The sequence below is a fragment of the Shewanella sp. 4_MG-2023 genome, from assembly GCF_030548015.1.
Classification (GTDB): Bacteria; Pseudomonadota; Gammaproteobacteria; order Enterobacterales; family Shewanellaceae; genus Shewanella.
Genome location: NZ_JAUORL010000026.1, coordinates 37017 through 58546 on the forward strand (window position 1 = coordinate 37017; position 21530 = coordinate 58546).

18 protein-coding genes are annotated in these 21530 nt (G+C 42.4%); 14 read left to right on the forward strand and 4 right to left on the reverse strand.

Annotated features, from left to right (window positions below; translation table 11 throughout):
• Positions 1 to 76: 76 nt before the first annotated feature.
• The 8 genes from nrdR (at position 77) to Q4546_RS14290 (ending at position 6291) form a co-directional block, all read left to right on the forward strand.
• Positions 77 to 526 carry a transcriptional regulator NrdR gene (gene nrdR, locus Q4546_RS14255; protein ID WP_076543024.1) on the forward strand — a complete coding sequence of 150 codons (450 nt, stop codon included), beginning with the start codon at positions 77 to 79 and terminating at the stop codon, positions 524 to 526.
• A gap of 141 nt (positions 527 to 667) precedes the next feature.
• Entirely contained in the window at positions 668 to 1822 is a 1155-nt protein-coding gene (gene ribD, locus Q4546_RS14260) for a bifunctional diaminohydroxyphosphoribosylaminopyrimidine deaminase/5-amino-6-(5-phosphoribosylamino)uracil reductase RibD (protein WP_303446474.1), read from the forward strand.
• Between the two features lie 63 nt (positions 1823 to 1885).
• Complete coding sequence (locus Q4546_RS14265; protein ID WP_102438052.1) at positions 1886 to 2542, forward strand: riboflavin synthase; 657 nt, start codon at positions 1886 to 1888, stop codon at positions 2540 to 2542.
• An 84-nt stretch (positions 2543 to 2626) separates the two neighbouring features.
• The gene (ribBA, locus tag Q4546_RS14270) at positions 2627 to 3730 is read left to right on the forward strand and encodes a bifunctional 3,4-dihydroxy-2-butanone-4-phosphate synthase/GTP cyclohydrolase II (RefSeq protein ID WP_102477182.1); all 1104 of its coding nucleotides are present in this window, start codon (positions 2627 to 2629) and stop codon (positions 3728 to 3730) included.
• A gap of 121 nt (positions 3731 to 3851) precedes the next feature.
• Entirely contained in the window at positions 3852 to 4331 is a 480-nt protein-coding gene (ribE, locus tag Q4546_RS14275) for a 6,7-dimethyl-8-ribityllumazine synthase (protein ID WP_102438136.1), read from the forward strand.
• A gap of 14 nt (positions 4332 to 4345) precedes the next feature.
• Positions 4346 to 4750: a transcription antitermination factor NusB gene (gene nusB, locus Q4546_RS14280; RefSeq protein WP_076543020.1), complete on the forward strand. Its 405-nt coding sequence runs from the start codon at positions 4346 to 4348 to the stop codon at positions 4748 to 4750.
• Between the two features lie 93 nt (positions 4751 to 4843).
• On the forward strand, positions 4844 to 5800 hold the full coding sequence (gene thiL / locus Q4546_RS14285; protein WP_102438054.1) for a thiamine-phosphate kinase: 957 nt from the start codon (positions 4844 to 4846) through the stop codon (positions 5798 to 5800).
• The gene (locus tag Q4546_RS14290; protein ID WP_102438056.1) at positions 5800 to 6291 is read left to right on the forward strand and encodes a phosphatidylglycerophosphatase A; all 492 of its coding nucleotides are present in this window, start codon (positions 5800 to 5802) and stop codon (positions 6289 to 6291) included. Before thiL ends, Q4546_RS14290 begins: the two co-directional genes overlap by 1 nt.
• Before the next feature lie 109 nt (positions 6292 to 6400).
• Here Q4546_RS14290 and recN read toward each other — a convergent pair whose 3' ends face one another.
• The 4 genes from recN to barA all read right to left on the reverse strand — a co-directional run bounded on the left by recN (position 6401) and on the right by barA (position 12900).
• Positions 6401 to 8059, reverse strand: coding sequence for a DNA repair protein RecN (gene recN / locus Q4546_RS14295; protein ID WP_303446475.1), 1659 nt, complete (start codon positions 8057 to 8059; stop codon positions 6401 to 6403).
• A 114-nt stretch (positions 8060 to 8173) separates the two neighbouring features.
• Positions 8174 to 9139 (reverse strand): AEC family transporter, encoded by a 966-nt coding sequence (locus Q4546_RS14300; RefSeq protein WP_303446476.1) that lies wholly within the window; start codon positions 9137 to 9139, stop codon positions 8174 to 8176.
• A gap of 325 nt (positions 9140 to 9464) precedes the next feature.
• Positions 9465 to 10079: a YjaG family protein gene (locus tag Q4546_RS14305; protein ID WP_076543013.1), complete on the reverse strand. Its 615-nt coding sequence runs from the start codon at positions 10077 to 10079 to the stop codon at positions 9465 to 9467.
• Positions 10069 to 12900, reverse strand: a complete 2832-nt coding sequence (gene barA, locus Q4546_RS14310) for a two-component sensor histidine kinase BarA (RefSeq protein ID WP_303412208.1) — start codon at positions 12898 to 12900, stop codon at positions 10069 to 10071. The genes Q4546_RS14305 and barA overlap by 11 nt, the downstream gene beginning before the upstream one ends.
• A gap of 102 nt (positions 12901 to 13002) precedes the next feature.
• On the opposite strand from barA, the gene rlmD reads away from it, so the two are divergent.
• The 6 genes from rlmD to ftsB all read left to right on the forward strand — a co-directional run bounded on the left by rlmD (position 13003) and on the right by ftsB (position 21524).
• Positions 13003 to 14346 carry a 23S rRNA (uracil(1939)-C(5))-methyltransferase RlmD gene (rlmD, locus tag Q4546_RS14315; RefSeq protein ID WP_303446477.1) on the forward strand — a complete coding sequence of 448 codons (1344 nt, stop codon included), beginning with the start codon at positions 13003 to 13005 and terminating at the stop codon, positions 14344 to 14346.
• 215 nt (positions 14347 to 14561) lie between these two features.
• On the forward strand, positions 14562 to 16769 hold the full coding sequence (gene relA / locus Q4546_RS14320; protein WP_102438066.1) for a GTP diphosphokinase: 2208 nt from the start codon (positions 14562 to 14564) through the stop codon (positions 16767 to 16769).
• Positions 16770 to 16884: 115 nt separating this feature from the next.
• Positions 16885 to 17733 (forward strand): nucleoside triphosphate pyrophosphohydrolase, encoded by an 849-nt coding sequence (gene mazG, locus Q4546_RS14325; RefSeq protein WP_102438068.1) that lies wholly within the window; start codon positions 16885 to 16887, stop codon positions 17731 to 17733.
• A gap of 206 nt (positions 17734 to 17939) precedes the next feature.
• Positions 17940 to 19577 (forward strand): CTP synthase, encoded by a 1638-nt coding sequence (locus tag Q4546_RS14330; protein WP_102438070.1) that lies wholly within the window; start codon positions 17940 to 17942, stop codon positions 19575 to 19577.
• Between the two features lie 252 nt (positions 19578 to 19829).
• The gene (eno, locus tag Q4546_RS14335; RefSeq protein WP_102438072.1) at positions 19830 to 21131 is read left to right on the forward strand and encodes a phosphopyruvate hydratase; all 1302 of its coding nucleotides are present in this window, start codon (positions 19830 to 19832) and stop codon (positions 21129 to 21131) included.
• Positions 21132 to 21221: 90 nt separating this feature from the next.
• Positions 21222 to 21524 carry a cell division protein FtsB gene (gene ftsB, locus Q4546_RS14340; RefSeq protein ID WP_102438074.1) on the forward strand — a complete coding sequence of 101 codons (303 nt, stop codon included), beginning with the start codon at positions 21222 to 21224 and terminating at the stop codon, positions 21522 to 21524.
• Positions 21525 to 21530 lie beyond the last annotated feature (6 nt).

The window sequence follows — 21530 nt, forward strand, 5'->3', positions numbered from 1 at the left end:
AGTAAATAGGATAAACTTCAATGGTCGTAAGTACTCAGTGCTTACGGCCATTTTGTTTTTTATTTCAGGAGCGGATATGCATTGCCCATTTTGTAGCGCGACAGATACGAAAGTTATTGATTCAAGACTCGTGGCTGAAGGCCATCAAGTGCGCCGTCGCCGGGAATGTACTGAGTGTCATGAACGCTTCACCACTTTTGAAGGCGCCGAATTAGTCATGCCGCGGGTGATCAAGCAAGATGGCACTCGCCAACCATTTGATGAAGATAAGCTGCGTGGCGGCATGCTTCGGGCTGTTGAAAAACGCCCAGTTTCAATCGATCAAATTGAGCAAGCGTTAAGTAAGATTAAGTCCACTCTTAGAGCAACAGGTGAGCGTGAAATTGATTCGGCCATGATTGGTAATTTGATGATGGATCAATTGATGATCCTAGATAAAGTTGCCTATATCCGTTTTGCTTCAGTTTATCGCGCCTTTGAAGATGTTTCCCAATTCGGTGAAGCCATCGCCAAGCTGCAAAAATAATCTAGCTTATTTTTATTGCCGTCTTTAATTAATTGCAGTCTTACATTTGTTGGTATTGGCACTTTGTATTCTTGCCAATGATTAACCTTATTTAGCAGTTCTGAATTTTAATGACTGCTTTTTAGTTTCTAGAAGGTCTTTATGTCTCAGTGGTCAAAATGTGATATTGAAATGATGAGCCTTGCTATTTCATTAGCTGAAAAAGGCCGTTATACCACACGTCCAAATCCTAATGTGGGTTGTGTGATTGTCGCCAATGGCGAGATCATTGGTCAAGGCTATCATATTAAAGCGGGTGGCCCCCACGCCGAAATTCACGCCTTAAAAGATGTCGAAAATCGACAATTACAACAGCTACTCCCTCAAGCTACAGCCTATGTCACCCTTGAACCCTGCAGTCATTATGGCAAAACCCCGCCATGTGCTAAGGCATTAATTGCAGCCAAAGTGAAGCGAGTGGTGATTGCGCAAATGGATGCGAATCCGCAAGTGGCGGGTAATGGCGTTAGCATGCTTGAAGCGGCAGGTATTAAAGTTGATGTGGGTTTGCTAACAGCTGCGGCAAGCCAACTTAATATCGGCTTTATGAAACGCATGACTACGGGATTACCTGAAATCACCATTAAGCTGGCAGCCAGTTTGGATGGTAAAACCGCGCTATCGAATGGGGTATCAAAGTGGATAACCGGCCCCGAAGCCAGAGCCGATGTGCAAAAGCTGCGCGCCCGTCATTGCGCGCTAGTGACTGGCGTTGAAACTGTGTTAGCTGACGACCCCTCTTTGAATGTGCGCTACGAGCAATTGGCTAGTGTACAAAACAGCCTTGCTGAGTCTGACCTTCAACAGCCTTTAAGAGTGGTGCTTGATAGTAAAGCAAGGCTGACTGCCGACTATAAAATGTTTACTATTGAAACGCCGATTTTGCTGGTGTCTTGTGTCGACTATCCAGCAGAAGTAAAACAAGATTTTAAGTCCCATGTTAGCTTTATCACAATAGCGGCTAATAACGATGGGCGAGTTGATTTGCATGCTTTATTTACACACTTAGGCCAGCATTGTAACTCAGTATTAGTCGAGGCTGGTGCCAGCGTTGCTGGTAGTGTTATTCAAAGTAAATTAGCTGATACACTTTATTTGTACCAAGCAATGAAAATATTAGGCAGTCATGGACGCAATTTGATGCAATTAGACGACTATCAAACTATGGATCAGATTCCTGATGTACAATTAACGGATTGTCGCAGAATTGGTACAGACCAACGACTGATTTTAAAGCTTAATTCGCCAGCGAATTAACTAATGCAATTTTGTCTATCGGTCGATGCTAAGCGTGGCCCAAAAGATAACAAGTGAGTAAATATGTTTACTGGGATTATTGAAGCACTAGGTACATTAAGAAAAGTTGAGCGTAAAGGCGATGATATTCGTTTGACTGTAGCCAGTGGCAAGCTCGACTTAACCGATGTAAAACTGGGTGACAGTATTGCCACTAATGGGGTGTGTTTAACCGTAGTACAATGTTTAGCAGATGGTTATGTTGCAGATATTTCTGCTGAAACCGTTGCCTTAACCGGATTTGCTAAATATAACGTCGGTCAAAAAGTAAACCTTGAAAAAGCGGTGACCCCAACGACCCGATTAGGCGGCCATATGGTTAGCGGTCATGTGGATGGTATTGCCACAGTGGAGCAGCGCCTTGTGCGTGGCCAAGCCATTGAGTTTTGGCTGGCAGCTCCCGCTGAGTTATCTCGTTATATTGCTCATAAAGGTTCGATCACCATTGATGGCGTTAGCTTAACGGTAAATGAAGTTGATCAGCACAGATTCAGATTAACCATAGTGCCGCACACTGCAGCTGAAACCACCTTATTAGCTTTACAAGCGGGTCATAGCGTCAACATCGAAGTTGACCTTATTGCACGTTATCTTGAACGCTTAATGAAAGTAGAACAAAAGCCAGCCACTGAAAGTGGTGTCACAATGGAATTGTTGGCAAGTGCTGGATTTATGCGATAACTGATTATTACTGGTAAATATTATTACCGGAGCATATTTACTCTATATCGCTGATATAGACAAAACAATATAAAGGTCTTAGCAATGGCATTACATAGTATAGAAGAGATCATCGAAGACATTCGTCAAGGTAAGATGGTTATCTTGATGGACGATGAAGACAGAGAGAACGAAGGTGATCTTATCATGGCGGCCGATAAGGTGACGCCAGAGGCCATTAATTTTATGGCGACCTTTGGCCGTGGACTGATTTGCCAAACCATGACTAAAGAGCGTTGCCAGCAACTGAACTTGCCGTTAATGGTTACCAACAATAATGCTCAGTTCTCAACAAATTTTACCGTTTCCATTGAAGCGGCAACGGGGGTCACAACGGGCATTTCAGCCCATGATCGCGCTGTAACCGTTCAAGCGGCTGTTGCTAAAGATGCTAAAGCATCAGATTTAGTTCAGCCTGGTCATATTTTTCCACTTATGGCACAAGATGGCGGGGTGTTAATTCGCGCCGGTCACACAGAAGCGGGTTGTGATTTAGCCCGTCTTGCAGGCTGCGAGCCATCTGGCGTGATAGTTGAAATTCTTAATGATGATGGCACTATGGCCCGTTGTCCAGATCTTGAAATCTTTAGTGAAAAGCACGGTATTAAAATGGGCACCATTGCCGATTTAATTGAATACCGCAACACCAAAGAAACCACGGTTGTGCGTGAAGCTGAATGTAAATTGCCAACGCGTTTTGGTGAGTTCAATATGGTGACTTTCAGAGACACCATCGATAATCAGCTACACTATGCCTTATTGAAAGGTGACGTTGAAGAAAACTGCCTAGTACGGGTACATTTACAAAATACCTTTAATGACTTATTCCACTCTGAACGCGATCAAAAACGTAGCTGGCCACTTGAAAACGCCATGGAGCGTATTGCATCAGATGGTGGTGTATTAGTACTGTTGGCGAATCACGAGCATTCAAGTGACATGCTCGCCAAGGTCAAAGCCTTTGAAGCGGAAGATAACGGTCAAGCGCCTACAGCTGCTAAATGGCAAGGAACCTCGCGCCAAGTCGGTGTTGGCTCGCAAATTCTTTCAAATTTAGGTGTGAGCAAAATGCGTTTATTAAGTTCACCCAAGCGTTATCACTCTCTATCAGGGTTCGGTTTAGAAGTAACTGATTATATTGCAGAATAATTCACTAACTTAGTGAAGTTAACATTTATCAATAATTGCACAGGACTCAGGGCATTTGGCTGTGGTATTATACCGCCACTTTTGCCCAGAGCCGGGTGCTTTAGCTAATTTAGGTAAGATAATGATCGTAGTTGAAGGTAATATCGAAGCAAAAAATGCCAAAGTGGCGATCGTAGTATCGCGTTTCAATAGTTTTCTTGTTGAGAGTCTGCTTGATGGCGCATTAGACACACTAAAACGTTTAGGTCAGGTAAATGACGACAACATTACTGTTGTTCGTGTTCCTGGCGCTGTTGAATTACCACTTGCTGCACGTCGAATTGCTGCTAGTGGAAAGTTTGACGGTATTGTTGCACTTGGTGCAGTAATTCGTGGTGGTACTCCGCATTTTGATTTAGTTGCTGGTGAATGTAACAAGGGTCTTGCTCAAGTCGCTTTAGAGTATGATATCCCAGTTTCATTTGGCGTTTTAACCACTGATACCATCGAGCAAGCAATTGAACGCTCTGGTACTAAAGCTGGTAACAAGGGCACAGAAGCTGCACTTGGTTTACTAGAAATGGTTAACGTTCTGCAAGAATTAGAACAACAGTTAGTATAGTAGTAGGAAAAGTAATGAAGCCTTCAGAGCGCCGCAAGGCACGCCGTTTAGCTGTTCAAGCTATTTATTCATGGCAGTTAAGCAAGAACAATGTTGCTGATGTTGAACATGAATTTTTAACTGAACAAAACATTAACGGTGTTGATGTAGCTTATTTTCGTGAATTGCTATCAGGTGTAGCCACGAAAGCAACTCAACTTGATGATCTGCTAAAGCCTCATTTAGATCGTGATATTGAAGATGTATCACCCGTTGAGAAAGCCATTGTGCGTTTAGCAGCTTATGAATTAACTTATCGTAAAGATGTGCCATATAAAGTGGCCATTAACGAAGGTATCGAATTAGCGAAAGCGTTTGGTGCTGACGATAGTCATAAGTTTGTCAATGGTATGCTAGATAAGCTTGTTACTCGTAAGTAATGAATGAAAACGGTATCTTCGGATACCGTTTTTGTATGTAACGCTTTTTTCTACAAAATAATAGGTGGGCGGTTATCCGCACCAGATTATATCGTGAAAGAATTCCAACTTATCGAACAATTTTTCCGTGATAAAGGTCAGCAACGTCGAGATGTGCATTTAGGCATTGGCGATGACTGTGCATTAGTCCAACCGGCGGAAAACACATCTATTGCCATATCTTGCGACACCCTAGTCGAGAATGTCCATTTTTTACCGACAATGCCAGCTTATGAGCTTGGCTATAAATCTGTAGCGGTAAATTTATCCGATCTTGCTGCCATGGGCGCAGATCCGGCGTGGATGACGTTAGCGCTAACCTTGCCAGATGTTGATAATGAGTGGTTAGCGCAATTTAGCCAAGGGCTATTTGAAGCGGCTGAATATTACAGTGTTAGTCTGATCGGTGGTGATACCACCCGCGGGCCTCGCTGCATCAATATTACTATTCATGGTCAAGTGCCAACCGGTAAAGCATTAACCCGTAGTGGCGCGAAAATTGGTGACTGGGTGTATGTTACTGGCACTTTGGGTGACTCTGCCCTTGGGCTTGATATCCTGTTGGGCAAAAAAGAAGTCGCACATCAACATAAAGAATTTTTAATTAACCGTCACTATCATCCAACGCCTAGAATACTAGCGGGTCAAGCGCTACGCTCTTTAGCAACCAGTGCCATTGATTTATCTGACGGTTTATTTTCTGATATTCAGCACGTTTTAAAGGCATCTAATGTGGGTGCGATTATTGATGTGAATGAATTACCGCTATCGGAATCATTACAAGCATCATTGAGCCCTAATGAAGCAACTAGTTATGCGTTAACTGGTGGCGAAGATTATGAGTTGATGTTTACTGTACCAGAATCTCAACGTGGCGCTTTGGATATTGCACTGATCCACGCTGGGGTTAAATTTATTAAAGTAGGTCAAATTTGTGCCGGCGAAAAGTTACGCTTAGTGGCTGATGGCAAACCTTTTGAGCTAGAAAAAAATAGTTTTGAGCATTTCTAATGAAGTTTATTTCAACCGATCCAGCCGTTAAGAAATTAACCTTAACAAACCCTGTACACTTTTTAGCTTTAGGTTTTGGCAGTGGTTTAGCCGCCAAAGCCCCGGGCACCTTTGGTACCCTTGCCGCAGTGCCGATTGTGTACTTGATGAGCTTTTTAAGCCTATCGGCTTTTATTTTTATCACGCTAATTAGCTGCCTTGTTGGTATTTATATTTGTGATAAAGCCGCTAAAGATATGGGCGTTCATGATCATGGCGCAATTGTGTGGGATGAAGTCGCAGGCTTAATGATCACCATGATTGCCGCCCCTGCTGGGGTAATTTGGTTAGTGGTTGGTTTTGCGTTATTTCGTTTTTTCGATATTTTAAAACCGTGGCCAATTCGTTGGCTCGACGCTAAAGTGCATGGCGGTTTTGGGATCATGATTGATGATGTATTAGCGGGGATTTTCTCGTTAATTTGTTTACAGTTGTTGGCTTATTATATTTAACCAATGATACTTTAATCTCTTTAAAGCTAATCCCATTAAACGTTAAGCCCACTTCATAGTGGGCTTTTTAATGGGCGATGATTAATGGATGATGCTTAAAGCTGCAAGATTATTGCAATAGCTCTCTAGCATTCGCTAAGGTATTTTCAGTTATCACATCACCCGCGAGTAGTCTTGCTAGCTCATTGACTCGCTCTTGTTTATCCAATGACTTCATATTCGTCTCAGTGCCGCCACTTTTGGTGAATTTATTCACTAGCATATGTTGGTGACCATTACCTGCAACTTGCGGTAAATGCGTCACACAGAGCACCTGAGTTGATTGACCTAAGCTGCGTAGCATTCTTCCCACAACTGCTGCAGTAGGTCCTGAAATACCTACATCCACTTCATCGAATATCAAGGTTGGTGTTGATACCTTTTTAGCGGTGATAACCTGAATACCAAGCCCAATACGTGACAATTCGCCACCAGAAGCTACTTTGGCAATGGGCTGCATCGGTTGACCGGGGTTGGTGGTAACCAAGAATTCAACTTGATCACAACCAGAAACTGATTGTAGTTCTGGGTTAAAGTTCACCTCAATGCAGAATCTGCCTTTGGGCATATTCAGCTCTTGAATCGATTGGGTGACTAACTTATTAAGCTCTTTGGCATAGCGGTTACGGCTATGGCTGAGTTTTTGGGCGCTAATTACGTAAGCTTTTTTGCTTTCATCTACTTGCTGCTGAATTTCATCAAGCCTTGTGGCATCGTTATTGAGCTCGCTAAGTTCAGCTTTTAAAGCTTGGTGATGCTCAAACAGTTGCTCAGAGCTCACATGGTGTTTTCTTGATAATTGCATCGCCTTTGAAATGCGCTGCTCAAGGTAAGCAAAGTGTTCAGGATCGAGTTCTATTCGGCTTAAATAGTCCTGAACTTCGCTGCTGCTTTCCTGCACTTGAATTAACGCTTCATTGAGCATTTGAGCAATATTACTTAGCTGTGGGTCAAACTCAGTTAGGTTCTCAGCTAAGCCCACGACCCGATTAAGTAAGGATTCAATATTGGCTTCATCGTCATCACACAGTAATTGCAGGCTGGATTGGCAGGTATCAATTAACTCTGTGCCGTTAGCAAGGCGTTTATGCTCTTGCTCAATCTCAATAAATTCACCGGCTTTAAGATCAAACTCATCAAGCTCTTCAACTTGATATTGCACTAGCTGTTTTCTGGCTATACGCTCTTGCTGATTTTGTTGTAATTGTTTCAGTTCATTTTCGATTAACTTACAGCGTTGATAGCTTTTGCTTACCCCATCAAGCAATAATTTATGGTTGGCGTAGCTATCAAGAAGGGTCAGTTGATGCTCGCTTTTTAACATTGCATGATGCGCGTGTTGGCCGTGAATACCGACAAATAATTGCCCTAGAGATTTAAGCTGGCCTAACGGAACTGGATTACCATTTATATAGGCACGTGAGCGGCCATCGGCATTAATTGTTCTTCTTAAGATACATTCGTCTTCGACATCAAGGTCATTGTCCTCTAGCCAGCGCTTAGCAAATGGCACATCATCTAAGCTAAAGCGGGCACTCACTTCGGCTTTGGTTGCACCTGGTCTAACGCTATTGGCATCTGAGCGATTACCAAGGCATAAGCCCAGGGCATCAATAGCAATGGATTTACCAGCACCGGTCTCACCAGTAATGCTGGTCATGCCAGCTTTAAAGTCGAGTTCTAGAAAACGTACAATTGCGAAATTATTAATGCTTAATTGGCACAGCATAATCAATCCTTGTGTGAATAACCATCAAACCACTGTATCTGCATACAGTTTACACTGTTTTTATATACAGTAAAGTGCTGTATAAAAAAATGGTGCTGATTTTTTATACGAGGATTAAACCAAGGCGCTTAAGATTTTTTCAATAATGGGCAAACTAATAAAGGTGGCTGTAGTGCTGATCAATATGCACTTGGCACTTGATAAGGCATAGATTTGGTAACGCTGTGCCAGTAAGTAAACACTTGCTGCTGTCGGCAGTGCCGCCAGAATGACGCCCATAAAAACTAGCTCAGACTCCACCTTAAAATAGCTTAATAAAACATAGGCAAGTAACGGCTGGACAATGAGTTTTAAACTATTCAGCAAGCTCATTTCAAGGGCGATATTATGTTTTTTAGGCCCAGCTTTTGCGCCGCGATGCATGGCTTTAGCTAACACCATGCCAATGGCAAATAAGGCGCAGGGGCTAGAGGTGTTTCCGATTAACCGAAACATCATGCTGATACTGTCAGGTAGGTTTATTTTGAGCGCTGATACCAATACCCCTAGGGCGCAACCAATAACGATGGGGTTGGTGATTAATGCGTTGAGCATAATCATAATAGGATGACGTTGTTGGGTTTTATTCACCGCAAGTTCCATGCTCACCAGTGCAAATGCGAACATGATAATGGACAGTAGACTGGCAATGGCTGCGGTGGCGATGGCTTGATTGTTATCAGGATACAAGTTCATCATTAAAGGGATCCCAATAAAGGCGGTATTACCAAAACTGGTGTTTAGGCCTCTAATTGCAGCTAGCGCGGGCTGTTTATTGTCTGCAAGGCTTGAGATGATCACTGTAATACAATATGTGCCCGCCATAGCGAGGCCAAAGGCGAATATAAATCCCCATTGCAGAATATCGTTAATGTCAGTTTCGGCCAGTGCAATAAATAAAATAGCAGGGAAGGCGATATAGTAGACGTATTTATTTAGCGCCGAGTCACTATCTTGGGGGAGTAATTTAAGTTTCTGGACACTAAAGCCAATAACCATGATGCCAAAAACAGCGATAAGTGGGGTTAGGATACTAGGCAAGCTTGATTCCTTTTTAGGGCCTTGAATGCCATATCAATAATGTGGGCGTTGGATATCTTACTTTAATGGCGCCAATAAGATATTAGATAAAGGTAAGGTATGAGATGAATCTAAGCTATTCAAATAAGTTAAGTTTTTAAATTAAACTAAGATAAGAAAAACTGCATAGATCTGATACGACAAGGAGGATGTAAATGTTGCCCATCAGGTTGGCATTAGAGTATAAAGCTATCTGTTAGCGGTATCTTTAATAAGGGCATGATGACAGGCCCTTATTAAAGAGTGCTATTGCTACTTAAAGAGTGCTATTGCTACTTTAAAAGTATCATTGCTGCAGACTGATGCCGATATTAGACACGCCAGCATCAATGATTTCTTTGCGTAATTCCTTAATGAATTCAGGTGTGATTTTTGTTGTTTCTTCAATCACATCTAATAACATTCCTTGTAAGTGCTTCTCTTCTTGCATTACAGGATGGTTAAATACGAACTCTTCTACAACATCTTCATTCATGACGTCTTCAAGTTCTTCAATGCTAATGGCTTCAATATAGTTGGCCACTGTACTTGATGATAATTTACTGACGTTGGTAATATCTTCTTCGATTTTAGCTTGTATGCCACCGAGTAAAGTCGATAACGCTACAGCAGCATCCATTGCAGGATAAACACCGTAGGCTTCAAAATCTGCAGGCTCAGGGGTATTTTCATCTAAACGCTGTAAGTGAATATCGTAATTAAACTTAAGCTTTTTATCGTATTGTGATTGCCAAAGTAAATCCAATACTGTGCTTAATACTTTAGGCTCGCCAAACTCACACACTTCGGAGAAAAGGGCGTAATTGGGCAGCATGCGCTGACATAGCGCGGTCGCAAAAAGTTGCTTTTGAGGTAATGACAGCGCTTTTAAACGCTTAAAAAAACCGGGTTTATTGCTCATAGGGAACATCCGCTGATAACTGTGATATCACTTGATTTGCTGCTGATTCTACCTTAGTTAGCTCGTCAAGTAACTCAAGTATTTCAGGTTCTAAGTCTTCGATGTTGGTTTTGTGCTTTAACGCAGACTCTAATTCTTGGCAAAGTTTTTGGGTGTTGGGCACCCCACAATAACAACTCGCTCCATGAAGTTTATGCACGGTTTGCAGCATAAGCGAACTATTGCTGCTTTTTAATGCCGTTTCTATGTCGCTGACACTTTCAGGCAGTGAGTCCACCAACATTTGCAGCATCTCTAATGCTAAATCCGGTTTTTGATTGGTTTGTGCTAAGCACAGCTCCCAATTAAGGGTATGCATATCAAAGTGGGTAAATTTGGGTTTATTTATCCAGCGATCAATCACCCCTTTTAATGCCGCTTCATCAATGGGTTTTGGTAGATAACCGTCCATGCCGCTACCTAAAATTAATTCTCGCTCTTCAGCGATAGCGTGGGCTGTTACCGCAATAATAGGTGTATTGCGGTTAAGTGAGTCTTGGCGGATAAGTTTGGTTGCTGTAACCCCATCAGTGCCGGGCATTTGAATGTCCATAAAGATAACATCGAAGGCTTGTTTTTGGGCATAGCTCACGGCTTCATCACCGTTATTGACAGAGATGACATTAACCACCAACTCTTTCAGTAGGGTATCGATTAGCTTTAAGTTAGCAAGGTTGTCATCAACAGCAAGTACGCTCAAATTCTTGCGCTCATACACAGTCGCGGGTAGTGACTCGGTTAATAGCGCTGTTTGAGTGGGTGGATGAATTAAGTGGTTAGCCAACTCGTAGTCACTCACTGGCATACTGAGTAAAATATCGCTATTAGGCCTCAATGCTTGGTTTAATATTTTTTGCTGCTCGATGCAATCATGAAGCAAGACTAAACATGAGGTCTTTTCCCTCGCCATGCTTAAACAGCTTAATAACTGCTCTTTATCACTAAAGCCATGGCAGTTAAGCAGAATATAATCGTAATGCACTTTGCTTGATGAAAGCGTTGACTCTAAATGGCTAATTTGGCCAACAGTGGTTAAATGTAGCCCCCACGCTTCAAAGCGGCGATTGAGCATATCGCGGCTTAGCTCTCTTGATTCAAATAACAACAGGGTTTTATTACGTAAAGAGTCCAAATGCAGCACTTCACCAATATGAAACTGGCTTAATTCCAATGGCAGCATGAACCAAAATGTTGAGCCTTGATTTGGAATTGAGGTAAAGCCAATTTGGCCGCCCATTTGGTTAATCAAACGTTTGGTGATCACTAAGCCCAAGCCGGTACCACCAAAGCGGCGTGAAATAGACGAGTCTGCTTGGCCAAAGGCCTGGAACAGATATTCTTGCTGACTTTCATCAATACCAATACCGGTATCAATTACTTCACAGCGCAGGGTGATATTTTCATCTTTTTGGCCTACAAGATGAATTTTCAAAATAACGCTACCTTGATCGGTAAACTTAATCGCATTGCCCAATAGGTTCGTCATGATTTGTGCAACCCGCATCGCATCACCGCTGACACTTTCAGGCACGTTGTCGTCAATATCAATAATCAGTTCGATGTCTTTTTCTTGAGCGCTGCCGGCCACAATGCTGACGGTTTCAGAAATGGTTTCCCGCAGGGCGAATGGCATTTTCTCTAAGACCATTTTACCGGCTTCTAATTTGGAGAAATCCAGAATGTCATTAATGATCCCCAGTAAGTTACTGGCGCTTCGTTCAATGGTTTTTATGTAATCTAACTGACTTGAGTGCAGCGGCGTTTTAATTAACTGCCGAGAAAATCCAATCACACCGTTTAGTGGTGTTCTTAATTCATGGGACATATTTGCTAAGAACTCTGATTTAATGCGACTGGCTTCAAGGGCGCGCTTTTTGGCTAAATCAAGCTCGACGTTTTGGATTTCAATTTGTTCAAGGGTTTCCCGTAAATCAGAGGTCGCTTGGTCAATGTTTTGCTGCATTTCATCGTGATATTCTGACAATGAACTAGCCATGGCATTAATGCCGCGCTTAAGTAAATCTAGCTCGCCGATTAATTGTCCATCAAGACGGGTGTCTAACTTACCTTCACGAATTTTTGCTACTACTCTTACCATTTCAGTAATGGGGTAGTTAACATGCTTAACCAAACGGAATGTGAAAAACAGATTCAGCTGCACCCCAATTAATACAATGACAAATGCGGCAATGGCGGCACGGTGTTGCTCAAGTAAGGCATTTTCTTTATTGAGTAATATTGAGATATACCCCAATATTTGTTGCCCTTCAGCATTGGTGATAATTTTTCTTGGGCCGTTGGCGGGCGAAATTGTCACCCCTTGCGGGTTAGTTTGTTGATTAACGCCGGTATAAGACATAATCGGCACCCGTATCACCATGGTGTCGTCGATGGTTTCATACTGAGTCGAAATTAAAGACTTTAACGCTGCTGTATAGCGCATACTCTCAAAATCTTTATGGTAGTGAGATGTTACAAACAATTGATTTTCATCATCAAAAATAGCAATTGAGTGAATAAGGGCAGAGTTGTTTAATTGCGATGCTGCCAGTAAACGTTTGCTGGCTTCTCTGTCTTCAGTGACCAGTCCGAACTCGCTGGCAATGGCCAAAGGCTCGACAATACTTCTACCTTGATTGATTAAGGTCTCTTCGAGTTCATAAAAACGGTTTATGGTGAAGTAACTTCCAAGTAGAATACCCACCATGACCGTTGGCGCTAACGCAAGTACCAGTACCCAAGAGCGAAGACTGTATTTGGTCATGTTGTTAGCATTTTTCATCGTGAAGACATTATTCCTAAAGACTTTTTATCTATGATGAGGACTAGACTGCCAGAAACAGAGCCGTCTTGACTAGTCATTTATTCAATACCTGAGGCCAAAATGGCACAATTTTTTAAAGCAAAACCAAACAAAACTAAACAACTGTCGGCCAAGTTGACTTTAACGGTATCACAACTTGATCATCTCGGTGCAGGTATTGCTCAACATGACGGCAAAGTGGTATTTATTCCTGGGGCTCTGCCCGGTGAAACGGTAACCGCGCAATTAATTGAACAAAAGAAAAAGTACGCTAAAGCTAAGCTGCTTAAAATTCAAATCGCAACCGATAAAAGAGTCGTGGCGCAATGCCCTCATTATCAGCAATGTGGTGGCTGCGACTTACAACATATGAGCATTGATGCGCAGCGCGAATATAAGCAAGATGCACTACAAAATTTAATGGGTAAGTTAGCGGTCAATATTGATGACAAGATCATGACTTCAATGATAACCGGTGAGCAATGGCATTATCGTCGTCGCGCACGGCTAGCTACGTTATTTGATAAAAAGACGAAGCATTTACAATTAGGCTTTCGAGCTGCCAATAGCAATAATATCGTTGATATTAAGCAGTGCGATGTATTGGCTGTAGCATTGTCGGCATTGATTGAACCCTTCTCAAACGTGCTTAATCAGTTACAAGCTAAAATGACACTCGGTCACCTTGAACTCACTGAAGCTGAAAATGGCATATTTGCAGTACTTAGAATCACCAAAGCATTGAAAACCGATGATGAGCAGCGCCTGAAAGCGTTTGCTTTGGAGCATCAAATACAGTTGTTAGTGCAAGATAATGATGGCGAACTGCGTTCGCTAGTCAGTGACGATCATATTGAATTACCCAAATATTTGTTAGCTAACGGCCAAGTCGAATGTCGATTTAGCCCGGGAAATTTTGTGCAGGTCAATGCTGATATTAACCAGCGTATGGTCGCACAGGCCATCGAGTGGCTAGATCCACAACAAGATGAACGAATTTTGGATTTATTTTGTGGGGTAGGTAATTTTAGTTTGCCCCTTGCTACCCAAGCCGCTGATGTTATTGGTGTTGAAGGCGTACCTGAAATGGTTACGCAGGCGAAACAAAATGCTGCTGATAACAACTTAACCAACCTGAGTTTTTTTCACGCTGATTTAAGTGCGGATTTATCTCAAGCCTCTTGGCTGGGTAAAATTGATAAACTATTGCTCGATCCTGCCAGAGCGGGGGCGTATGAAAGTTTGCAATGGTTATCTAAAATGAAGCCTAAAAAAGTGGTGTATGTGTCATGTAATCCGGCAAGTTTAGCCAGAGACAGCCAAGTATTAATCGAACAAGGCTATCAGCTTAAAAAACTAACCATGTTGGATATGTTTCCACAAACTCATCATATCGAAGCGATGGCATTGTTTGAAATTAAATAACTTGCTGCGCTGGCGTGGCAAACCAGTAAAATCAACTGTTTTTACTGCCAACTCAAACAGAAATACTGTTTGAAGATGACATTTTTTAAATTGATTAATATTAATTTGACATAAATAACTGAATGCTCAAGATGAAAGCATTAGAGTAAATAACACATCAACACAGATTCAGTTATTTGTACGCGTAAAAGTCAGTACCAATAAGGAAGTTAATTATGGTCTCAGTTCGAGAAGCACATTTTAATCTAGCCGATTTTAATATCGACGAATGGGTTATGCGTTATATCGATAACGCCGAAGAAGCCCTATTGTTACGGGATCTGATCCTGTATCTAGATATGTTGCCAACGAAATCTCCCGATGTACATCGGGCCTTGCTTGAGCGCGCCCGTGAAATGGTGGAAATTCTAGCGCCATTGAATATGGATATCGAGACCTTACAAGCTTCATTATTATTTATTGCTCATGATGCCGGTATTTTATCAATTGAAACAATTGAAGAAAAATATGGCGCTAGCTTAAGCAAGCTAGTGGCAAGCGTGGTGACCATGGAGGCCATTGGCGCCTTAAAAGTCAGTCCTGACTCTCGAACCGCCGAGCCGCAAATCGATAATATTCGTAAAATGTTATTGGCCATGGTCGAAGATGTACGCGCGGTAGTGGTTAAGCTTGCTGAGCGGGTAGCGCTACTTCGTGAAGTTAAAAATGCCGATGAAGAAACCCGGGTATTGTTGGCAAGAGAAGTGGTCGATATCTACGGCCCGCTTGCCAACCGTTTAGGAATTGGGCAATTAAAGTGGGAATTAGAAGATATCTCGTTTCGCTACCTGCACCCGACAGTTTACAAAGATATTGCCAAACAGTTAGATGGTAAACGTGTCGACAGAGAAGTGTTTATCGATAAGTTTGTTACCCAGCTGCAACAGCGTCTGGATAATGACCAAATTCGCGCGAAAGTCTATGGCCGCCCGAAACACATCTATAGCATCTGGCGTAAGATGAAAGGCAAAGACTTGAAGTTTGATGAGCTGTTTGATGTGCGCGCGGTGCGTATTGTCACAGAACGTCTCCAAGATTGTTATGGTGCTTTAGGTGTCGTGCATACCCTTTGGCATCATATTCCCCGTGAGTTTGATGATTATGTGGCCAACCCTAAACCCAATGGTTACCAATCAATTCATACCGTGGTCGTTGGCCCTGAAGGTAAAACGGTAGAGATTCAAATTCGTACTGAAGCGATGCATCAGGACTCAGAACTTGGGGTCGCAGCCCATTGGAAGTACAAAGAAGGCTCTGCTGGTGGCAAGCAAAGTGGCTATGAAGAAAAAATTAATTGGCTACGTAAAATTTTGCTGTGGCAAGAAGATGTTGCTGAAACCGGAAACCTGGTTGATGAAGTCCGCAGCCAAGTATTTGAGGACAGAGTCTATGTGTTTACCCCTAATGGCGAAGTGGTTGATTTACCATTAGGCTCCACCGTGCTCGATTTTGCTTACTACATTCATTCCCATGTGGGCCATAAATGTATTGGCGCCAAAGTCGATGGCCGTATTGTGCCCTTTACTTATCAAGTTGAAACCGGTGAGCGTATTGAAATCATTACCTCAAAGCATCCTAATCCGAAGCGCGATTGGTTAAATCCAAATTTAGGCTACATCAAGTCGTCTCGCTCTCGCTCGAAAATTCAGCATTGGTTCAAGCAGCAAGACCGCGATAAAAACATGGTGGCAGGGAAAGAATTACTTGAGGCTGAACTTAACCGTGTCTCACTTCATTTAAAAGATGCCAAAGTTGCGGTTGAGCGCTTTAATATGAACTCCATGGATGACATGTTAGCGGCTATTGGTGGCGGTGATTTACGCTTAAACCAAGTGGTGAATTACATTGAAACCAGTTTACGCAAAACTGAAGTGACCGAACAAGAGATTGTTGAAGAGCTCATTAAACGCTCGAATCCGAAACCAGCCCGTAAAGGCAAAGGTCAGGTAGAAGTAAATGGTGTTGGTAATTTATTAAGCCATATTGCCAGCTGCTGTAAACCGGTACCGGGTGATGAAATTTTTGGTTATATCACCATGGGCCGCGGCGTGTCAGTGCACCGCAGTGACTGCTCACAGGTTAAAGAGCTAATGCGCGCCCATCCAGAGCGCAGTGTCGAAGTGGTGTGGGGAGAAAACTATTCTGGCGGTTATCGGATTAAAGTACGGGTGATAGCTCATGATCGCAGTGGTTTACTGCGAGATGTCACCACAGTACTGGCGGCTGAAAAGTCCAATGTGATGGCAATGAGTTCAACCTCTGATGAAAAAAACCAAACCGCTACCGTTGAGCTAGAACTTGAACTGTATAACCTCGATGGCTTGTCACGGATATTATCAAAATTAGGCCAAGTTGAAGGTGTGACCGAAGCCAGACGATTATAGTATTAAATCCCAACGGCGCACTTTAGTGTCAAAAGATAAGGTGATAAATCGAAAGGTTTGTCACCTTTATTTTAACTTATCAGCCAGTTTAGGCCATATCATTGAGAAATAGACCATGTCAGCAAATACCCTAAAGCAAGCTAACGATATTATGCAGCCTTTATTAACAATTATGGAAAAACTGCGGGATCCTGAAACGGGTTGCCCTTGGGATAAACAGCAAAGCTTCGAGACTATTGTTCCTTTTACCCTTGAAGAAGCTTATGAGGTTGCCGATGCCATCGAGCAAGCTGATTTAGATTCGCTGCCAGATGAGCTGGGTGATTTGTTGTTTCAGGTGGTGTTTTACTGTCAGCTCGGTAAAGAACAAGGCTTATTTGATTTTGCCACTGTGGTGAATAAAATTTGCGACAAATTAACCAGAAGACATCCCCATGTGTTTAGCGGCGACAACCTTGGCACTAGCGCTGAACAAGTCAAACTTGTTTGGGATGAAATTAAGCAGCAAGAAAGGCTCGCGAAAAGCCAACACTCGATACTTGATGACATTCCAGTAGCAATGCCAGCACTGAACCGAGCGATAAAAATTCAAAAGCGGGTTGCAAAGGTGGGCTTTGATTGGGCTGATTTAGCCCCTGTGGTGGCAAAGGTTCATGAAGAAATCGATGAGGTCATGGCAGAGGCGCAGCACTTAGAAGCCAATAAAGACGAATATTACCCCAAGGTGGTTGATGAAATGGGCGACTTATTATTTGCTGTTGCCAATATGGCAAGACACTTAGGGGTTGAGCCAGAGCAGGCATTAAGGCTTGCTAATCAGAAGTTTGAACGTCGCTTTAAAGGGGTAGAGCAATATGCTGCACAAAGTGGCAAGGCGTTTGAACAGCACTCACTTGAAGAGCTCGATAGCTATTGGGATCAAGTTAAAATGGCAGAGAAAAGTCAGCAGCTTAGTAAAGATTAATCTGCGCACTTGGCAAACATTAGGATGATATTGAATTCAACGCTATGAAAATTAGGGTTAAATTATGACCATGATTTAACTTTGGCTTAATATCAATTTTATGCGTTTATTGTTTGTTGTTAGCGCGCTATTTTGGTAGAATGTCGCCCCGTCCTAGTGCTTTCTTACAAGCACGTTATTTTCAATCTCACATTCTCAGGTTCAGCATGACTACAAGGTATATCTTCGTTACTGGTGGCGTTGTTTCATCACTAGGTAAAGGCATTGCAGCAGCTTCATTAGCAGCAATTTTAGAGGCGCGTGGCCTCAATGTAACCATTATGAAACTTGACCCATACATTAACGTTGACCCTGGCACCATGAGCCCGACTCAGCATGGTGAAGTATTTGTTACTGAAGATGGTGCTGAAACCGATTTAGACTTAGGTCATTACGAGCGTTTCATTCGAACCAAGATGAACCGTCGTAATAACTTCACTACCGGTCGTATCTACGAGCAAGTGCTACGTAAAGAGCGTCGTGGTGATTATTTAGGTGCCACCATTCAGGTGATCCCGCACATCACTAATGCAATTAAAGAAAAAGTACTTGAAGGCGGCGAAGGTCACGATGTTGCTATCGTAGAAATTGGCGGCACAGTAGGCGATATCGAGTCATTGCCTTTCTTAGAGTCAATTCGTCAATTAGGTGCTGAGCTAGGACGTGATCGCACATTATTCATGCATTTAACCTTAGTGCCGTTCTTAGGTGCTGCAGGTGAAATTAAAACTAAGCCAACACAACACTCTGTTAAAGAATTGCGTTCAATTGGTATCGCGCCAGACGTATTAGTTTGTCGTGGCGACCGTGCTATTCCTGCTAATGAAAAAGCGAAAATCTCGCTATTTTGTAATGTAGAAGAAAAAGCCGTTATCTCATTAAAAGATGTCGACAGTATTTATAAGATCCCAGCGTTATTGCGCTCTCAAGGTCTTGATGAGTTAGTGGTTAAACGTTTTGGTATCGATTGTAATGATGCTGATTTGTCTGAGTGGGAAAATGTTATTTATCAAGAAGCTAATCCAAATGGTGAAATTACCATTGGTATGGTGGGTAAATACATCGAACTACCAGATGCTTATAAGTCTGTGAATGAAGCACTTAAGCATGCAGGCCTTAAAAACCGCCTAACAGTGAATATTCAGTATGTTGATTCACAAACAGTAGAAGCTAAAGGCGCTGAAGTACTAGAAGGTTTAGACGGTATTTTGGTTCCTGGTGGCTTCGGTGAGCGTGGTGTTGAAGGTAAAATCTTTGCGGCGCAATATGCCCGTGAAAATAACATTCCATACTTTGGTATTTGTTTAGGTATGCAAGTGGCATTGATCGAGTTTGCTCGACACGTTGCTAAGCTTGAAGGGGCTCATTCAACTGAGTTTAAACCAGAAACAGAACATCCAGTCATTGGTCTGATCACAGAATGGATCAATGAAGAAGGTAATGTTGAGCTGCGCCATGAAGCGTCAGATTTAGGTGGCACTATGCGTTTAGGCGCACAGTTATGTCATTTAGCTGAAGGTTCTAAAGCCGCTGCAGCATATAACTCTACTACTTGTGTTGAACGTCATCGTCACCGTTTTGAAGTGAACAACAACTATGTTGAGCGCTTAGAAAAAGCTGGCCTGGTATTTAGTGGTTTGTCATCAGATCGCAAATTAGTGGAAATGATTGAGCTTCCTAATCACCCTTGGTTTGTAGCAGGTCAATTCCACCCTGAATTCACTTCAACACCTCGTGATGGTCATCCATTATTTGAAGGTTTTGTTGCTGCTGCTGCGATTCATCAAAAAGGTGAAGCTGAGTAATTAAAAATAAAGCCACTGATAATCATATCAGTGGCTTTTTTTTATCTGGTCAATTTTTTATCTGCTAATTAATAGATGTGACCTAGGTAGTTGCCGCTTAACGATAATCGGTCTATGCTATGGCTTCAGTTGACCTTTTATTACCAAACTGAAAGTGAAATACCAATAATTGCGCAATTATTAATAAATTGTCGGTGTTTATTGGTATTGATTTTCTATTTTAATATTTAACTTACATATATTGAGGGAATTATGGCTAACATTATTAACGTCATTGGTCGTGAAATCATGGATTCACGCGGTAACCCAACGGTAGAAGCTGAGGTTCACCTTGCTGACGGTTCTATCGGTATGGCTGCTGCACCATCGGGTGCATCAACAGGTTCTCGTGAAGCACTTGAATTACGTGATGGCGACAAAGCACGTTACTTAGGTAAAGGTGTTCTTAAAGCTGTTGAAGCTGTAAATGGCCCAATCGCTGAAGCGTTAAAGGGTAAAGATGCACTAGCACAAGCTGAGCTTGATCAAATCATGATTGACTTAGATGGCACAGAAAATAAAGCTAAGTTTGGCGCAAACGCTATCCTAGCTGTTTCTCTTGCTGCTGCTAAAGCGGCTGCTGTTTCTAAGAAAGTACCTTTATACGCTCACATTGCTGATCTAAACGGTACTTCTGGTGTTTACTCTATGCCTCTTCCAATGATGAACATCATCAATGGTGGTGAGCACGCTGATAACTCAGTAGACATTCAAGAATTCATGATCCAGCCTGTTGGCGCAGCTAACTTCCGTGAAGGCCTTCGTATGGGCGCTGAAGTATTCCATAGCCTTGCTAAAGTTCTTAAAGCTGGTGGCCACTCGACTGCTGTTGGTGATGAAGGTGGTTTCGCGCCAAACCTTGAGTCTAACGAAGCTGCACTTGCTGCAATCAAAGTGGCTGTTGCAAACGCAGGTTACGAGCTAGGTAAAGACATTACCTTAGCGATGGATTGTGCTGCATCTGAGTTCTTTGATAAAGAAGCCAACATCTACGATCTTAAAGGTGAAGGCAAGAAATTCACCTCTGAAGAGTTTAACTACTTCCTTAAAGATTTGACTGAACAGTACCCAATCGTATCTATCGAAGACGGTCTTGACGAGTCTGACTGGGATGGTTTCGCACACCAAACTAAGCTTCTAGGTGATAAAATTCAATTAGTAGGTGACGATTTATTCGTAACTAACACTAAGATCCTTAAGCGTGGTATCGACAACGGTATTGCTAACTCAATCCTAATCAAATTTAACCAAATTGGTTCGTTAACTGAAACGTTAGCAGCAATCAAAATGGCTAAAGATGCGGGTTTCACCGTGGTTATCTCTCATCGCTCAGGTGAAACTGAAGATGCAACTATTGCAGATCTTGCTGTAGGTACTGCTGCTGGCCAAATCAAAACCGGTTCATTAAGCCGCTCTGATCGCGTTGCTAAGTACAACCAACTGCTACGTATCGAAGAAGCATTAGGCTCAAAAGCACCGTATAACGGTCTTAAAGAAGTCAAAGGCCAAGGTTAATTTTCCTTGAGCTAAAAAAAGGCCACCACTAGGTGGCCTTTTTTGTTGTACTATAGTGGGATTAATCATTAATTTCGCCACATTATACCTATGAAAAGCCTATTACTATTACTTTTGATCTTAGTCGGTTTATTACAGTATCGATTATGGCTGGGCGAAAATAATTTATCCCAATATATGAATCTGAAAAAACAGATTGCCAGCCAACAAGCCAGTAACGATAAACTCATCGCTAGAAATCAAATTTTAAAAGCGGAAATCATCGATTTAAAACGCGGCACAGAAGCGATTGAAGAACGTGCTCGAAATGAGTTAGGCATGGTAAAAGAAGGTGAAACTTTTTATCGCGTCGTTGGCAACAACCCTCGAAACAATGCTACTTTTGGTCAATAACATCCT

What these genes read in the sequence shown, in the direction of transcription:
- nrdR (WP_076543024.1), top strand. Translation starts at nt 77, where the DNA reads ATGCATTGCCCATTTTGTAGCGCGACAGATACGAAAGTTATTGATTCA.
- ribD (WP_303446474.1), top strand. Translation starts at nt 668, where the DNA reads ATGTCTCAGTGGTCAAAATGTGATATTGAAATGATGAGCCTTGCTATT.
- Q4546_RS14265 (WP_102438052.1), top strand. Translation starts at nt 1,886, where the DNA reads ATGTTTACTGGGATTATTGAAGCACTAGGTACATTAAGAAAAGTTGAG.
- ribBA (WP_102477182.1), top strand. Translation starts at nt 2,627, where the DNA reads ATGGCATTACATAGTATAGAAGAGATCATCGAAGACATTCGTCAAGGT.
- ribE (WP_102438136.1), top strand. Translation starts at nt 3,852, where the DNA reads ATGATCGTAGTTGAAGGTAATATCGAAGCAAAAAATGCCAAAGTGGCG.
- nusB (WP_076543020.1), top strand. Translation starts at nt 4,346, where the DNA reads ATGAAGCCTTCAGAGCGCCGCAAGGCACGCCGTTTAGCTGTTCAAGCT.
- Q4546_RS14290 (WP_102438056.1), top strand. Translation starts at nt 5,800, where the DNA reads ATGAAGTTTATTTCAACCGATCCAGCCGTTAAGAAATTAACCTTAACA.
- recN (WP_303446475.1), bottom strand. Translation starts at nt 8,059, where the DNA reads ATGCTGTGCCAATTAAGCATTAATAATTTCGCAATTGTACGTTTTCTA.
- Q4546_RS14305 (WP_076543013.1), bottom strand. Translation starts at nt 10,079, where the DNA reads ATGAGCAATAAACCCGGTTTTTTTAAGCGTTTAAAAGCGCTGTCATTA.
- barA (WP_303412208.1), bottom strand. Translation starts at nt 12,900, where the DNA reads ATGAAAAATGCTAACAACATGACCAAATACAGTCTTCGCTCTTGGGTA.
- rlmD (WP_303446477.1), top strand. Translation starts at nt 13,003, where the DNA reads ATGGCACAATTTTTTAAAGCAAAACCAAACAAAACTAAACAACTGTCG.
- relA (WP_102438066.1), top strand. Translation starts at nt 14,562, where the DNA reads ATGGTCTCAGTTCGAGAAGCACATTTTAATCTAGCCGATTTTAATATC.
- mazG (WP_102438068.1), top strand. Translation starts at nt 16,885, where the DNA reads ATGTCAGCAAATACCCTAAAGCAAGCTAACGATATTATGCAGCCTTTA.
- Q4546_RS14330 (WP_102438070.1), top strand. Translation starts at nt 17,940, where the DNA reads ATGACTACAAGGTATATCTTCGTTACTGGTGGCGTTGTTTCATCACTA.
- eno (WP_102438072.1), top strand. Translation starts at nt 19,830, where the DNA reads ATGGCTAACATTATTAACGTCATTGGTCGTGAAATCATGGATTCACGC.
- ftsB (WP_102438074.1), top strand. Translation starts at nt 21,222, where the DNA reads ATGAAAAGCCTATTACTATTACTTTTGATCTTAGTCGGTTTATTACAG.